The organism is Streptomyces sp. NPDC107559, assembly GCF_055657365.1.
Genome location: NZ_JBVKBD010000013.1, coordinates 26,196 through 39,542, shown reverse-complemented (window position 1 = coordinate 39,542; position 13,347 = coordinate 26,196). Strand labels below are relative to the sequence as shown.

Here is a 13,347-nt window from a genome sequence, read left to right as displayed (position 1 = left end):
GGGTCAGCCGTCGCGCGGGAACGGGTCAGCCGTCGCGCGGGACGGGCACGATCCGTGGCACCGCCCGGCTCAGGTCCACCACGCCCAGCACGATCAGCACGACGCCCAGCACCTCGGGGACCAGCCACCAGCCGGTCCGGATCTCCTCGCCGAACAGGAAAATCCCCAGCGCCAGGCTCACCGCCGCGTCCCCGACGGTCAGCGCCGGCTGGGCGGCGGCCAGCGGGCCGGCCTGGAGCGAGTTCTCCAGCAGCACGACGGCGGCGATCCCGGTGAGCGCGAACCCGTACGTCTGCCAGGAGCGGAGGAACGCCGGGAGGCCGGCGTCGGCGAAGGTGCCCGCGGCGGACTTGAGCAGCGCGGCCGTCAGGGCGTTGCCGATCGCGGCGGCCGCCGCCAGCACCGCGGCCCGGAAGGCCGCCGGACGCCCCGGGCGGGTCACGGCCACGGCCACGCCCATCGCGCCCAGACACAGCACGAGCGCGGGCACCCAGCGGACGACGGCGGCCTGGTTTCCGGCGCCGTGCGGTGCGGCCGCGGCCAGGGCGACACCGAGGCCCACGACCACACCGCACACCCCGCGCCAGCCCGTGCCCGGCAGTCGGCGGTGCAGCAGGTGCGCCCCGATGAGCAGGGCGAACGGCAGTTCCAGGATGAACAGCGGCTGGACCAGGGCGAGCGGTCCGTTGATCAGCGCGAGAGCCTGGAAGAGCGCGGCCCCGGCCACGCCCGCGATGCCGATCAGCCATGCGGGTTTGTGCATCAGTTCGAGCAGCAGCCGCAGCCCGCTGCGGCTGCTGTCCGACGCGGCCTTGCGCTGGAACGCGGTCCCGGTGGCATTGCTCAGGGCGCCCGCGACCGCGAACACCGCAGCCAGCTCGATCACCTTCGGTCACCTGTCCGCGAGACGGCCCCCGCCCCAGTTTCGGAAACCGGCGGCGAACCGACCACTCGAGCGCCACGCGAACCGACCACCCGAGCGCCACGCGAACCGACCACCCGAGCGCCACGCGGACCGGCCACCCGAGCGCCACGCGGACCGGCCACCGGTCACAGCGGGAGAGCCGGCCGCCGATCACACCGGGAGAGCCGGCCGCCCGGCCTTCCCGGGCGCCGGGGCCCGCCTGCTCACTCGCCCCGCCCCGCCGGGGCGCCCTGCTCCGCACCGTCCCGCTCCCCGCGCCCGACGAGGGTCTGCAAGGTGCGGATCAAGTGGCCGGCGTCCGGGCCGGACAGCGGAGCGAGGAAGCGACGCTCCCCTTCCAGACGGGCCCGTTCGGCGGCACGGAAGCGGTCCCGGCCCTCCGGCGTCAGCTCCACGATGTTCCTGCGCCGGTCCTGGGCACTGCGGCGCCGCTCGACGAACCGTTTCCCCTCCAGCGTGTCGACGAGGGCCACCATGGTCGTCCGGTCGACCCCCAGCGCGGCCGCGGCCTCCGCCTGGGACAGCGGACGGTCCCCCGCGAGCACGGCGAGGACCGCCAGTTCGCGGCCGTCGACGCCGAACGGCGCCAGCGCGCGGGCGGACTCCTCGGCCAGCCGCAGCTGTGCGTGCTTGAGCAGGTAGCCGAGGCGGCCGGCGAGCACCGCCGAGGGGTCTGGCAAGCCGTCGTCCGAGCCGTCGTCGTGGGTCACGACACCAGTGTATCCAGGAACTGATAGTCAGTTCCGCTGATGATTAACTATACTGACGATATGCCGTCGGGGTGACGGCAGACCGAGAAGGGGCGAGTGACAGCCATGTCCGAGCAGCAGCGCGGCCCGGTGACGTTCGGGATCAAGACCACTCCGCAGCACGTGCCCTACGAGGCGATCGCGCGGGTCTGGCAGGAGGCCGACGAGCTCCCCGAGATCGCGGACGCCTGGCTGTGGGACCACCTGATGCCGGTCGCGGGACCCGAGGACGGACCCGTGCTCGAAGGGTGGACCCTGCTCGCCGCGCTGGCGGCCCGGACCCGGCGGCTGCGCCTGGGTCTGCTGGTGACGAGCAACCGGATCCGACCGCCCGCCGTGCTCGGCAAGATCGCCACGACGGTCGACGTGATCTCCGGCGGCCGTCTGGTCATGGGCCTCGGCGTGGGCGGCACCGTGCAGCCGCCCGGGACGGCCGGTATCGCGGGAGCCAACCCCGCGGCGGCGGAGTACGCGGCCTACGGCCTCGACCTGGTCCCGCCCGCGGAGGGCATCTCCCGTCTGGCGGAGACCATAGCCATCCTCAAGGGCATGTGGACGCAGGACGTCTTCGACTTCCGGGGCGAGCACCACACCCTGAGCGGCAACCGCAACAACCCCAAGCCCGTGCAGCGGCCGGGCCCGCCGCTGCTGATCGGCGGCTGGGGAACCCGGATGCTGCGCCTGGTCGCCGAGGAGGCCGACATCTGGAACATTCCCGGGCCGCCGCACCACTCGGCGCAGCACGTCGCCGAGCGCATGCGGGTGCTGGACGGCCACTGCGCGGCCATCGGCCGTGATCCGCGTACGCTCACCCGCTCGGTGCAGTACCTCGTCTCCCACGACGAGCCGGCCGCGGACCGCAAGGCCGTCGCGGCGCTCGTCTCGGCGGGCTTCGACCACATCGTCCTCGGCCTGCGCGGCCCCTATCCGCCACGCGCTGCACGCCGTCTCGTCGACGAGATCATCACGCCCGTCCGGGAGTTGACCGGAGTCCCGGGATGACACCGGACGCGTTAGAGTCGACGGGCTTCCGCCCGGCCGCCGTCACCGTCCGCCCGCCCCGCCGCTCCGGGCTCTCCCGCCGGACCGCGGCCCACCAGCCCAGCCAGCCCAGCCAGCCCAGCCAGCCCAGCCAGCCCAGTGAGGTGGTACCGCTTGAGCATCGTCGATCTCGCCGCGCTCGGTGAGTCCTTCACCCGCGACCCGTATCCCGTCTACGCGAAGTTACGGGCCCAGGGTCCGGTGCACCGGATCCGGATGCCGGAAGGAGGCGCGCAGGCCTGGCTCGTCGTCGGACACGAGGAGGGGCGTGCCGCGCTGGCCGATCCACGGCTCTCGAAGGACTGGGGCAAGGCGTCCCCCGCCCTTCCCCTGAGCGCCGTGTCCTCCGGCCCGCACATGCTCAGGGCCGACCCGCCCGACCACACCCGGCTGCGCAGGCTGGTCGCCCGGGAGTTCACGCCCCGCCGGGTGGACGAACTCGCCCCGCGCGTCCAGGAGACCACCGACGCGCTGCTGGACCGGATGCTCGCCGTCCCGGACGGGCGCGCCGACCTCGTCGAGGCGCTGTCCTTCCCGCTGCCCATCTCGGTGATCTGTGAACTCCTCGGCGTCCCGGACCTGGACCGGGAGTCCTTCAGGACCTGGTCGAACGACGCGCTCGGCGCCACCGACGCCGGACAGCGCAAGGCCGCCGCGACCTCGATGGCGCGGTTCATCGGGGAGTTGGTCGACGGCAAGCGCGAGCGGCCGCCCGGGCAGGATCTGCTGAGCGCGCTGATCCACGGTTCGGACGAGAGCGGTGACCGGCTGTCCCGTGAGGAACTCGTCGGCATGGCCTGGCTGTTGCTCGTCGCCGGGCACGAGACGACCGTGAACCTCATCTCCAACGGCGTGCTCGCCCTGCTCACCCATCCCGATCAACTGGCGGCGCTGCGCGCTGACTTCTCCCTCATCGACGCCGCGGTGGAGGAGATGCTGCGCTACGACGGCCCGGTGGAGACCCCCACGTTCCGCTTCACCACCGAGCCGGTGACGATCGGCGGCACGGTGATCCCGGCCGGCGGGGAACTCGTCCTCGTCGCCATCGCGGACGCCAACCGCGATCCCGCCCGCTTCGCCTCCCCCGACCGCTTCGACATCTCGCGTGACGCCCGCGGCCATGTGGCGTTCGGCCATGGCATCCACTACTGCCTGGGCGCTCCGCTGGCCCGGCTGGAGGCACGCATCGCCGTCAGGAGCCTGCTGGAACGCTGTCCCGACCTGACGCTGGACATCCACCCCGCGGCGATCGGCTGGCGCCAGGGGATGCTGATCCGCGGCCCGCGCAGCCTGCCCGTACGGTTCGGCGCCTAGAGCCTGCCCGTACGGTTCGGCGCTCAGACCTCCGACGAGGTCCGGCCGGTCAAGGGGCCCGGCCGGGCCTCGTCCTGCACCAGGCCGACGACATGGGCGGTGACCGTGTCCAGGATGCCGTCCCAGTCGGTCTGCGCACCGAGCACGAGGTAGTGGAGCGTGAGTCCGTCGGTCATGGCCGCCAGGTAGCGGGCCAGAACCGGGAGGGGCACGCGGAGCCGAAGACCCATGGTGCGGCAGAGGCTGCCGATGAGTTCGGCGTAGACGTCGCCGTACAGTTCGTGCTGCCTGCGGGCCAGATGCGCGAACTCCGCCCGGCGCAGGGCGTATTGCGTCAGCTCGTAGGTGAGCATGTGCTCGGCGGGGTGGGCGCGGACGTGGTCCCAGTACGCCTGGAACCCCGCCCGCACGGTCTCCTCCAGGGTGTCGCGCGGCCGCAGGGCCTGCTTGACGACGCTCACGGAGTGGTCGGTGATGGTCGTGATGACGGACTCCACCAGGGCCTGCTTGGAGTCGAAGCAGTAGTGGAAGACGCTCAGCGACACGCCCGCCTCGGCGGCGATGGACCGGGTCGTCGTCCTGTCGACGCCGTCCCGGGTCATCGCCCTGATCGCCGCTTCCGTCAGCTGTCGTCGTCGTTCGGCCGACGGCATCCGCGCCATCCGTGTGCCCTTCGCACTCGTCGCCGCCCGTGGCCCCCCGGGATCGGCCGGGGAGCCACGGCCGTGGTCAACTTCCGTACACGCCCACGTCGTAGAGCGAGTACCCCCAGCCGGTGCCGCGGCCCAGGCCGTGGATCCGGACGTAGCGGGCCGGGCTGCCGTCGAACCGGGCCGTGTCCAGGCCGCCGTCACCGGAGTCGGTGGACCATGCGGTCCGCCAGGTCGTCCCGTCGGTGGAGAGCTCGATGCGGTACGACTTCCCGTACGCGCGCTCCCAATCGAGGGTGACGCGCTTGACCAGGTACGTGTCGCCCAGGTCGATACGCAGCCACTGGTCGTCGCTCCAGTCGCTGGCCCAGCGGGTGTCGCGCGTGCCGTCCACCGCCCGGCCCGGCGCGTAGCTGGTGAACGGGTTCCACTCCGCCGAACTGGCCGTGGCCGCGGCGCCCCTGGCCAGGTCGACGCCCGCCCGGTGCCGTTCCGCCGCTCCCCAGGTGTCGAGGTAGGACTCGGCGCCCCGGAAGAGATCGTCCACCACGTCCTGGCCGCCGACCAGCCGGATGTCCTCGATCCAGTCCGGTACGAGGCCGTAGTGCGCGGCTCCGTCGGTGTTCAGGTCCCAGGTGCGCTGCCCGGTCGTCTGCCGGTCGATGACGGAACCGCCGTCGACGCTCCTGAAGGGGTACGTGACCTTGTTCGGGGCGTCGGCGCCGCGCGGTGCCGGCCAGCCGCCGACGCCGTTCATGTCCGTTCCATAGCCGTAGCCCACGTCGTACTTGTCGCGCAGCGCCTTCGTGCGCCTGGCCTCCGCGGTGAACCCCTCGGAGCCGTGCATGTACTGGGCGATGAATCCGCCGACGCCGTAGACCCGTTCGGTCCAGTTCAGGTCCATCCAGCTGTGCGAGGAGATCACGCCGGGATACGAGTCGGCCTCCAGGATGTCGAGCGCCCGGCCGACCGCCTTGACGCTCATGTGGTCGATCTCCAGCATCATCTTGCGTTTCATCATGCCGCGTACGGCGTACTCGCCGAGGTCGGTCAGGCCGCGGGTGTTGCACTGCGCGTCCGTGTCGTAGGCGGGGACGGCCACGCCCGCGGGCAGGTCCTTCTCCGCGGCGGAGGCGGCGGTGCCGATGGGGTTGTCGTGCTGGGGGCCGGTGCACTTCTCGGTCTTCCAGAAGGTGCCGGTCGACAGGAACTGCCCGACGTTGATGGCCGTTCCGAGTCCGCCCTCGTCGAAGCGGACCCCGCACAGCGCGTTGTCGAACTTGTGGCACAGGAACATGCTGCGCACGCCGAGCCCGTACAGCTCGTCGAGTCCGGCGTCGATGTCGGCCCTGCTGCACTGCGGGATGTCCAGGATCTGCTTGCAGCCGAACGGTTCGGACGTCTCCACCCCCAGGACCACCGCGAGCTTGCCCTGCTCGATCACCGAGCGGGCCTGCGCGCTGTCGGTGACGATCCGGAACCAGCCCTTGCCGGTGCCGCCGTACATCTTGTCGATGTACGCCTGGAGGTCGTAGGTGAGTTTCGCCTGGAGCCGGATCGACGTCATCTCGTCGCAGCCGCGGTCCTTGAAGAAGTACACCGAGCAGATCACGCCGTTGGTGACGAGGTCGTTGACGAGCACCCGCTGGCCGCCGCGCCAGGCCCGCTCGACCCAGGCGTAGTAGTTCTGCTGGTGGGTCAGCGAGTCGTGGGCGGGCCAGTCCTTGAAGGTGGGCCAGCCGACCGGGTCGTGCTTGCCGTCACCGCCGCGGGTGATGTAGTCGAAGATCGCGAGCGAGCCGTCGGGGTAGTGCTCGGGACAGTCCTTGAGCGCGTCGGCGATCCCCGCGTCCGAGAACGGCTTGCCGCAGATGAGCCGCCCGCCGAAGCCCTCGTTCGCCATCAGATGGTCGTGCGCGTCGACAAAGCCGCGTACCTCTCCCTGGGCGCCGACGCCCTTGAACGGCTCGCCCGTGACGCCGATCTGCGAGTCCGGCGCGGGCCGTGCCGTCGGGATCCACCAGTCGGTGCCTGCCGCCGAGCTCGGCGTGGGGCCGAGGGCCATGACGAGCACGAGGAGGAACAAGGAGAAAACGGTGAAATGACGGCGTCCGCGGTTGGTGCGTCCGGTCCTGCTCACTGCCCACATCCCTTGGTCGGGGGGATGGCACGGTCGACGGGTCAGGCCGTGGCCGTGTGCGGTCGTCCCCGACCCTGGCCTGGCTTGTCATGACCGGCGCAAAACTTTCGACGAGCATGACCACCGGCGCTTGACGAGTCAAGAGTCCGGGACGGTTGACCTGATGGGCCATCAGTGAGCGGGCACGGGCCGGAGGCCGTGACCTCCGGGGCGGCCGGCGGGCGGCCGGACCGCCCCGGGCGGGGAGGGTCAGGCCGTGGCGGTGGCGTCCGTGGCGGTGTGGAAGTAGTGGCCCTTGTCGAGGTCTTCGAGAAGGGCGGGGTGGGTCGGCCGCCAGTCGAGCAGGTCCCGGGTCAGGGCGTTCGAGGCCGGAACGTCCATGCCGACGAAGGCACCGAGCCAGGTGAAGTGCTCGGCCGCGTCCTCCGGGGCCACCGAGACGGTCGGCACGCCGAGGTGGCGGCCGATCACCTCGGCGACGTCGCGGATCGCGACGCCCTCCTCCGCGACCCCGTGCAGCACCGAGCCGGCCGGGGCCCGCTCGACCGCGAGGCGGAACAGCCGTGCGGCGTCGAGGCGGTGGACGGCCGGCCAGCGGTTGGCGCCGTCGCCGAGGTAGCCGGAGACGCCCTTGGCGCGGGCGATGGCGACCAGGGTCGCCATGAAGCCGTTGTCCCCCTCGCCATGACAGGTCGGAGACAGCCGCACCACGGACGCGCGCACCCCGCGCGAGGCGAGTTCGAGCGTCGCGAGCGCGGTGACCGCCCGCATCGAGACCGGCCCGCCCTCGGTCGCGGGCACATCGCGCTCGGTCGCCGCGCGCCCCGGCGCGAGGCCGGCCAGCCCGGAGGCGAGGACGAACGGGCGGTGGGTGCCGGCGAGCGCGTCACCGAAGACGTCGACGGCGCGCCGGTCGGCCTCGGCGGCGCCCGCGAAGTCGCCGCTGAAGGCGATGTCGTGCTTGAAGGCGAGGTGGACCACCCCGTCCGAGGCGAGGGCCGCGTCCCGCAGGACGTCGAGGTCGTCGATGGTGCCGCGGACCACCTCGGCACCGGCCGCGGCGAGCGCGGCCGCCGAGGCGTCGGAACGGGCGAGGCCGACGACCCGGTGCCCCTCCCCGATGAGTTCGGGAACGAGGGCGGAGCCGATCCAGCCGGACGCACCGGTGACGAAGATACGCATGGGAAGCACCCCAGACTGTTGATGTCAGTTGCTGTCATCAAAGCTAACACTGATGTCAGTCGCTGTCATCGCGTAGAATCCGGCCATGGGTAGATGGGAGCCGGACGCGCGCGGACGCCTGGCCAAGGCCGCGTTGGAGCTCTACGGCGAGCGCGGCTACGAACAGACGACGGTGGCCGAGATCGCCAAGCGCGCCGGGCTCACCGAGCGCACCTTCTTCCGGCACTACGCCGACAAGCGCGAGGTGCTCTTCGGCGGCGCGTCGCCCTCGTTGCAGGACCTGTTCGTACAGGCGGTCACCGAGGCTCCGCCGGCCACGACACCGATCGACGCGCTGGCACTGGGACTGGACGCGGCCAGCGAGATGTTCGTCGACCGTCGCGACTTCGCGCGCAAGCGCCAGGCCGTGATCACGGCGAACGCGGAACTCCAGGAGCGCGAACTGATCAAACTCGCCTCGATGTCGGCCGCGCTCGCCGACGCCCTGCGCGCACGCGGCGTCCCGGAGCCCGCCGCGAGCCTGACCGCCGAGGCGGGTGTCGCCGTCTTCAAGGTCGGCTTCGAGCGCTGGGTCTCGCCGGGCGAGCAGCGCGAGATGGCGCCGCTGATGAGGGAGTCGCTGGACGCGCTCAAGGCCGTGACCGCGGGCGGCCGGACCTCCTGACCGGCCCGGTGCGCACACCGGGCCGAACCCTCGTACGGCCGCCCCTCGTCGGCCCGGTGCGCGGGCGCCGCCGAGCCGGGTCCGCGCGTCTGCGACGATCTCTGCGTGGACTACCCGAACGACCAGGCCCCCGGCGCCCCCGTCCGCTCCGGTATTCCGGAGCACGGGCGCATTCCGAAGTACTACGCGGTCAAGGCGGAGATCGCCGTGCTCGTCGACGAACTCGGCGAGGGCAATCTCATCCCCACCGAGCGCGATCTCTCCGAGCGGTACGACGTCGCCCGCGAGACCGTCCGGCAGGCCCTGCGCGAACTGGTGCTGGAGGGGAAGCTGCGCCGACAGGGCCGGGGAACCGTGGTCGCGGGGCCCAAACTGGAGCAGCCGCTGTCGCTGGCCAGTTACACCGAAGGCGTACGGCGCCAAGGGCGCACCCCCGGCCGTACGCTCGTCGGCCTGGACCGCTTCCCCTGCCCCGACGCGCTCGCCGCCGAGACCGGGCTGACCCGGGGCGAGCCCGTCTGGCATCTGGAGCGTGTGCTGCTGGCCGACGACGAACGGGTCGGCCTGGAGAGCACGTACGTCGCCGTGGCCCGCGCGCCCCGCCTCGACAGCGACTTCGAGCCCGACTCCTCCTTCTACGCCTACCTCCACGACCAGGGCATCGGGTTCGGCGACGCGGACGAGCGCATCGAGACCGTGCTGGCCACCCCGCGCGAGGCGCTGCTGATCGGGACCCCGCCCGCGCTGCCGATGCTGCTGATCCACCGTGTGTCACGGGACACCCAGGGGCGCCCGCTGGAGCGGGTGCGCAGCCTCTACCGCGGGGACCGGTTCTCCTTCACGGCCCATCTGAAGGACTGACTCCAGGGCCCGCCCGGCCCGGCCCCACCGACCGGGCGGCCGGGCGGCCGGGCCCAGGACCTGTCCCAGCCGCCGTCACCCGTGCGGCGGGACGATCCCGTCGAGCCGCGCGGCCAGGTCGGCCGCCGTGCTCCCCCACGTCTCCCGCAGGCGCGCACCGTCCGGCGTGATGTCGAAGGTGGCGTGGTCGGTGTAGACCCGGCTGACGCAGCGCAGGCCGGTCAGCGGGTAGGTGCAGGACGGGACGAGTTTGGGCGCGCCGGTCTTGGTGAAGAGCGTCATCATCACGAGGACCTCCTTCGCGCCGATGGCGAGGTCCATGGCGCCGCCGACGGCGGGGATGTCGTCGGGCCTGCCGGTGTGCCAGTTGGCGAGGTCGCCGTCGACGCTCACCTGGAAGGCGCCGAGCACACAGACGTCGAGATGGCCGCCGCGCATCATCGCGAAGGAGTCGGCGTGGTGGAAGTACGCCGCCCCCGGCAGTTCGGTGACCGGCACCTTGCCCGCGTTGGTGAGGTCCGGGTCGATCTCGTCGCCGACGGCGGCCGGGCCCATGTTGAGCATGCCGTTCTCGGTGTGCAGGACGACCCCGCGGTCCGCCGGCAGATGGTCGGCGATCCTGGTGGGCTGCCCGATGCCGAGGTTGACGTAGGAGCCCTCGGGAATGTCCCGGGCGATGACGGCGGCGAGTTCGTCCAGGGACAGCGGTCCACGGTCGAGGTGCTCGACCACGGTGGTCGTGGCGGGTGTCGAGGTGCTCATCGTGCCCCCTGGACGGTGTAGTGGCGGGACTCGACCCGGACGATCCGGTCGACGTGGATGGACGGCGTGACGACGGTCTCCGGATCGATCTCCCCGAGCGCGACGACCTCGTCGGCCTGCACGATCGTGGTGGTGGCGGCGGTGGCCATGACGGGCCCGAAGTTGCGGGCGGTCTTGCGGTAGACCAGGTTGCCCATCAGGTCCGACCGGTGCGCGGCAATGAGCGCGTAGTCGCCCTTGATCGGGTACTCCAGCACATGGGTGCGGCCGTCGATGACACGGGTCTCCTTGCCCTCGGCCAGCGGCGTGCCGACGCCGGTCGGGCTGAAGAACGCGCCGATGCCCGCGCCGGCCGCGCGCATCCGCTCCGCCAGGTTGCCCTGCGGCACGACCTCCAGCTCGATCTTCCCGGCCCGGTAGAGTCCGTCGAAGACGTAGGAGTCGGACTGCCGCGGGAACGAGCAGACGACCTTCCGTACCCGGCCGGCCTTGAGCAGCGCGGCGAGGCCGACCTCGCCGTTGCCCGCGTTGTTGGACACCACCGTGAGGTCCTTCGCCCCCTGGCGGATGAGGGCGTCGACGAGGTCGAAGGGCATACCGGCGAAGCCGAAGCCGCCGACCAGGACGGTGGAGCCGTCCTCGATGCCCGCGACCGCCTCGTCGCAGGTCTCCAGTACCCGTGCGCGGCTCATGCCCCGGCCCCCGTGTTCTGCGTGCTGTCCAGGTTCTCGAGGACGACGGCCAGGCCGAGGCCCACGCCGATGCAGATCGCCGCGACGCCGTACCGCTCGCCGCGCTCGCGCAGCACCGCGGCGAGGGAGCCCAGGACGCGGCCGCCGGAGGCGCCCAGCGGGTGCCCGAGCGCGATCGCGCCGCCCTTCTGGTTGACCAGTTCGGGGTCGCGCAGCCCGTCCTTCAGCCAGGTGTCGACACAGGCCAGCGACTGCACGGCGAACGCCTCGTTGAGCTCCACCGCGCCGACCTGGTCCCAGCCGATGCCCGCCCGGCGCAGCGCCTGGGCGGCCGCCGCGACCGGGGCGTAGCCGAAGTCCTGCGGGTCGACTCCGCTCGCGCCGCGGCCGACGATCCGGGCGATCGGCTCGCGGCCGATCGTGCCGGCCGCCTCCGCGCTGCCGAGCAGGACCGCCGAGGCGCCGTCCGACAGCGGCGAGGAGTTGCCTGCGGTGATCGTGCCCTCCGGGCGGAACGACGGCTTGAGCCCGGCGAGCACCTCCGGCGTCGTCGTGGGCCGGATGCCCTCGTCGCGGGCCAGCCCCTCGACCGGTGTGACGAGGCCGTCGTAGAAGCCGCTCTCCCAGGCCTGGTGGGCGAGGCGGTGCGAGCGGGCGGCGAACGCGTCCTGGCGCTCGCGGCTGACGCCGAACCGCTCCTGGAGCTGCTCGTTGCACTCGCCGAGCGAGACGGTCCACTCCTTGGGCATGCGCGGGTTGACCAGCCGCCAGCCGAGCGTGGTCGAGACCGCGGTCACATCCCCCGCGGGGAAGCCCCTGGCGGGTTTGGGCAGCACCCAGGGCGCCCGGGTCATCGACTCCACGCCACCGACCAGGACGATGTCGGCGTCGCCGGTCTCGATGGCGCGTGACCCGATGAGGGCGGCGTCGAGGGAGGAGCCGCACAGCCGGTTGACGGTCGTGCCCGGCACGCTGGTGGGCAGGCCCGCCAGCAGCGCGGCCATCCGGCCGACGTTGCGGTTGTCCTCCCCGGCGCCGTTGGCGTTGCCCCAGACGACCTCGTCGACCGCTGCCGGGTCGAGGTCGGGGGTCCGGGCGAGGAGACCGGTGATCGCGGCAGCGGCCAGGTCGTCGGGGCGTATGCCGGCCAGCGCGCCGTTGAACTTTCCGAAGGGCGTGCGGGTCGCGGCGTAGAGATATGCACTCATGTCGCCACCGTAGGCGCGGCTGTCGATAGGGTGAAGTATCAATATGGCGAGCGATTGAGATGTGTGCGATATGGATCTTCGTCACCTTCGCTACTACGTCGCGGTCGCCGAGGAGCGCCATTTCGGCCGGGCCGCCGAGCGGCTGCACATGGCGCAGCCTCCGCTGTCGCAGGCGATCCGCCGGCTGGAGACCGAGCTCGGGGTCCAGTTGCTGGACCGCACCACCCGCCGGGTGGACCTCACCGAGGCGGGCCGCGCCTACCTGGAGCGGGCGCGGGACATCCTGGCGGAGGTCGACGAGGCGGCCGACCTGGCCCGCCGGGTCGCCGCCGGTGTCGTGGGCCGCCTCGCGATCGGCTGCGTGGGGTCGGCGACGTACAGCCTGCTGCCCACGCTCTCCCGGCACCTGGCCGCGGAGCTGCCCGGGGTCGACTTCTCCTTCCGGGGCGAGATGCTCGCGCCGGACCAGGCGGAGGGCCTGCGCACGGGTGCCATCGATGTCGCCCTGCTGCGCCCGCCGGCCGCGGATCCCTCGCTCGTCGTGCGCCTGCTGCGCCGCGACCGGCTGGTGGTGGCGCTGCCGGCCGACCACGCCCTCGCGGGGCGGCCGCGGGTGCGGGCCGCGGACCTCGCGGGCACCGACCTGATCGTGCACTCGGCGGACCGCCGCTCCGTGATGTACGACGTCGTCCTGCGGGTGCTGCGCGACGCCGGGGTCGAGCCCCGGATCCGGCACGAGGTCGGCGAGACCTCGACGCTGATCACCCTGGTGGCGGGCGGGCTCGGGGCGGCCGTCGCACCCGAGCCGGTGACGGCGCTGACCCTGCCCGGCGTGGTCTATCTGCCGCTGGTCGAGCCGGTCACCACCGTCGAGCTGGCCGTCGCGCACCGCGCCGACCGGTCCGAACCGCATCTGCTGCGGACCGTCGGGGTGATCCGGCAGCTCTTCCCGCCCACGGCCGACACCGGGCCGGCCGGCTGACGAGGCCGAGGCACGGCGATGGCGCCCGGGTCCCGCGACCCGGGCACCGTCGTCGTTCCCGGACCTCGCGATCGTCCGTCGCCGGAGCCCGCATTTATCACGGAACGATAACGGGTCTAGCCCAATAGTGATGCCTCGTTCACGCTCTCGTTGGGAAGCGGACCTTTCCGGTTCCCC

General features: G+C 72.4%; 13 protein-coding genes. 5 read left to right on the top strand and 8 right to left on the bottom strand.

All coding sequences use genetic code 11. The annotated features are described in order from the left end of the window. Positions 1–25: 25 nt before the first annotated feature. Both ACZ7OY_RS31230 and ACZ7OY_RS31225 read right to left on the bottom strand, forming a co-directional pair. Positions 26–886, bottom strand: a complete 861-nt coding sequence (locus ACZ7OY_RS31230; protein WP_471914525.1) for a DMT family transporter — start codon at positions 884–886, stop codon at positions 26–28. A 242-nt stretch (positions 887–1,128) separates the two neighbouring features. Further along, positions 1,129–1,635, bottom strand: coding sequence for a MarR family winged helix-turn-helix transcriptional regulator (locus ACZ7OY_RS31225; RefSeq protein ID WP_471914524.1), 507 nt, complete (start codon positions 1,633–1,635; stop codon positions 1,129–1,131). A 105-nt stretch (positions 1,636–1,740) separates the two neighbouring features. Here ACZ7OY_RS31225 and ACZ7OY_RS31220 point away from each other — a divergent pair, with 105 nt between their 5' ends. Beyond that, entirely contained in the window at positions 1,741–2,676 is a 936-nt protein-coding gene (locus tag ACZ7OY_RS31220) for an LLM class flavin-dependent oxidoreductase (protein ID WP_471914523.1), read from the top strand. 153 nt (positions 2,677–2,829) lie between these two features. Next, positions 2,830–4,029, top strand: a complete 1,200-nt coding sequence (locus ACZ7OY_RS31215) for a cytochrome P450 family protein (RefSeq protein WP_471914522.1) — start codon at positions 2,830–2,832, stop codon at positions 4,027–4,029. A 23-nt stretch (positions 4,030–4,052) separates the two neighbouring features. Here the strand turns inward: ACZ7OY_RS31215 and ACZ7OY_RS31210 are convergent, their stop codons facing one another. The 3 genes from ACZ7OY_RS31210 to ACZ7OY_RS31200 all read right to left on the bottom strand — a co-directional run bounded on the left by ACZ7OY_RS31210 (position 4,053) and on the right by ACZ7OY_RS31200 (position 8,001). Beyond that, complete coding sequence (locus ACZ7OY_RS31210; RefSeq protein WP_471914521.1) at positions 4,053–4,691, bottom strand: TetR/AcrR family transcriptional regulator; 639 nt, start codon at positions 4,689–4,691, stop codon at positions 4,053–4,055. A gap of 67 nt (positions 4,692–4,758) precedes the next feature. Next, positions 4,759–6,828 carry a galactose-binding domain-containing protein gene (locus tag ACZ7OY_RS31205; RefSeq protein ID WP_471914520.1) on the bottom strand — a complete coding sequence of 690 codons (2,070 nt, stop codon included), beginning with the start codon at positions 6,826–6,828 and terminating at the stop codon, positions 4,759–4,761. A 240-nt stretch (positions 6,829–7,068) separates the two neighbouring features. After that, positions 7,069–8,001 carry an SDR family oxidoreductase gene (locus ACZ7OY_RS31200; RefSeq protein ID WP_471914519.1) on the bottom strand — a complete coding sequence of 311 codons (933 nt, stop codon included), beginning with the start codon at positions 7,999–8,001 and terminating at the stop codon, positions 7,069–7,071. Between the two features lie 85 nt (positions 8,002–8,086). On the opposite strand from ACZ7OY_RS31200, the gene ACZ7OY_RS31195 reads away from it, so the two are divergent. Both ACZ7OY_RS31195 and ACZ7OY_RS31190 read left to right on the top strand, forming a co-directional pair. Next, positions 8,087–8,665: a TetR/AcrR family transcriptional regulator gene (locus ACZ7OY_RS31195; protein WP_471914518.1), complete on the top strand. Its 579-nt coding sequence runs from the start codon at positions 8,087–8,089 to the stop codon at positions 8,663–8,665. Between the two features lie 105 nt (positions 8,666–8,770). Next, positions 8,771–9,526, top strand: a complete 756-nt coding sequence (locus tag ACZ7OY_RS31190) for a GntR family transcriptional regulator (protein WP_471914517.1) — start codon at positions 8,771–8,773, stop codon at positions 9,524–9,526. Positions 9,527–9,601: 75 nt separating this feature from the next. On the opposite strand, the gene ACZ7OY_RS31185 is transcribed toward ACZ7OY_RS31190, so the two are convergent. From ACZ7OY_RS31185 to ACZ7OY_RS31175, 3 genes are read right to left on the bottom strand one after another with little or no spacing between them, the layout of a single operon-like run. Further along, positions 9,602–10,288, bottom strand: a complete 687-nt coding sequence (locus ACZ7OY_RS31185) for a 3-oxoacid CoA-transferase subunit B (protein WP_471914516.1) — start codon at positions 10,286–10,288, stop codon at positions 9,602–9,604. Beyond that, on the bottom strand, positions 10,285–10,980 hold the full coding sequence (locus tag ACZ7OY_RS31180; RefSeq protein ID WP_471914515.1) for a 3-oxoacid CoA-transferase subunit A: 696 nt from the start codon (positions 10,978–10,980) through the stop codon (positions 10,285–10,287). The genes ACZ7OY_RS31185 and ACZ7OY_RS31180 overlap by 4 nt, the downstream gene beginning before the upstream one ends. Beyond that, the gene (locus tag ACZ7OY_RS31175; protein ID WP_471914514.1) at positions 10,977–12,188 is read right to left on the bottom strand and encodes a thiolase family protein; all 1,212 of its coding nucleotides are present in this window, start codon (positions 12,186–12,188) and stop codon (positions 10,977–10,979) included. The genes ACZ7OY_RS31180 and ACZ7OY_RS31175 overlap by 4 nt, the downstream gene beginning before the upstream one ends. 70 nt (positions 12,189–12,258) lie before the next feature. Here ACZ7OY_RS31175 and ACZ7OY_RS31170 point away from each other — a divergent pair, with 70 nt between their 5' ends. After that, complete coding sequence (locus ACZ7OY_RS31170; RefSeq protein WP_471914513.1) at positions 12,259–13,170, top strand: LysR substrate-binding domain-containing protein; 912 nt, start codon at positions 12,259–12,261, stop codon at positions 13,168–13,170. Positions 13,171–13,347: the final 177 nt, after the last annotated feature.

Excerpts from the sequence above, each read along its gene's own strand:
- ACZ7OY_RS31220 (WP_471914523.1), top strand. The coding sequence starts at position 1,741 with ATGTCCGAGCAGCAGCGCGGCCCGGTGACGTTCGGGATCAAGACCACT.
- ACZ7OY_RS31210 (WP_471914521.1), bottom strand. The coding sequence starts at position 4,691 with ATGGCGCGGATGCCGTCGGCCGAACGACGACGACAGCTGACGGAAGCG.
- ACZ7OY_RS31205 (WP_471914520.1), bottom strand. The coding sequence starts at position 6,828 with ATGTGGGCAGTGAGCAGGACCGGACGCACCAACCGCGGACGCCGTCAT.
- ACZ7OY_RS31200 (WP_471914519.1), bottom strand. The coding sequence starts at position 8,001 with ATGCGTATCTTCGTCACCGGTGCGTCCGGCTGGATCGGCTCCGCCCTC.
- ACZ7OY_RS31195 (WP_471914518.1), top strand. The coding sequence starts at position 8,087 with ATGGGTAGATGGGAGCCGGACGCGCGCGGACGCCTGGCCAAGGCCGCG.
- ACZ7OY_RS31185 (WP_471914516.1), bottom strand. The coding sequence starts at position 10,288 with ATGAGCACCTCGACACCCGCCACGACCACCGTGGTCGAGCACCTCGAC.
- ACZ7OY_RS31180 (WP_471914515.1), bottom strand. The coding sequence starts at position 10,980 with ATGAGCCGCGCACGGGTACTGGAGACCTGCGACGAGGCGGTCGCGGGC.
- ACZ7OY_RS31175 (WP_471914514.1), bottom strand. The coding sequence starts at position 12,188 with ATGAGTGCATATCTCTACGCCGCGACCCGCACGCCCTTCGGAAAGTTC.
- ACZ7OY_RS31170 (WP_471914513.1), top strand. The coding sequence starts at position 12,259 with ATGGATCTTCGTCACCTTCGCTACTACGTCGCGGTCGCCGAGGAGCGC.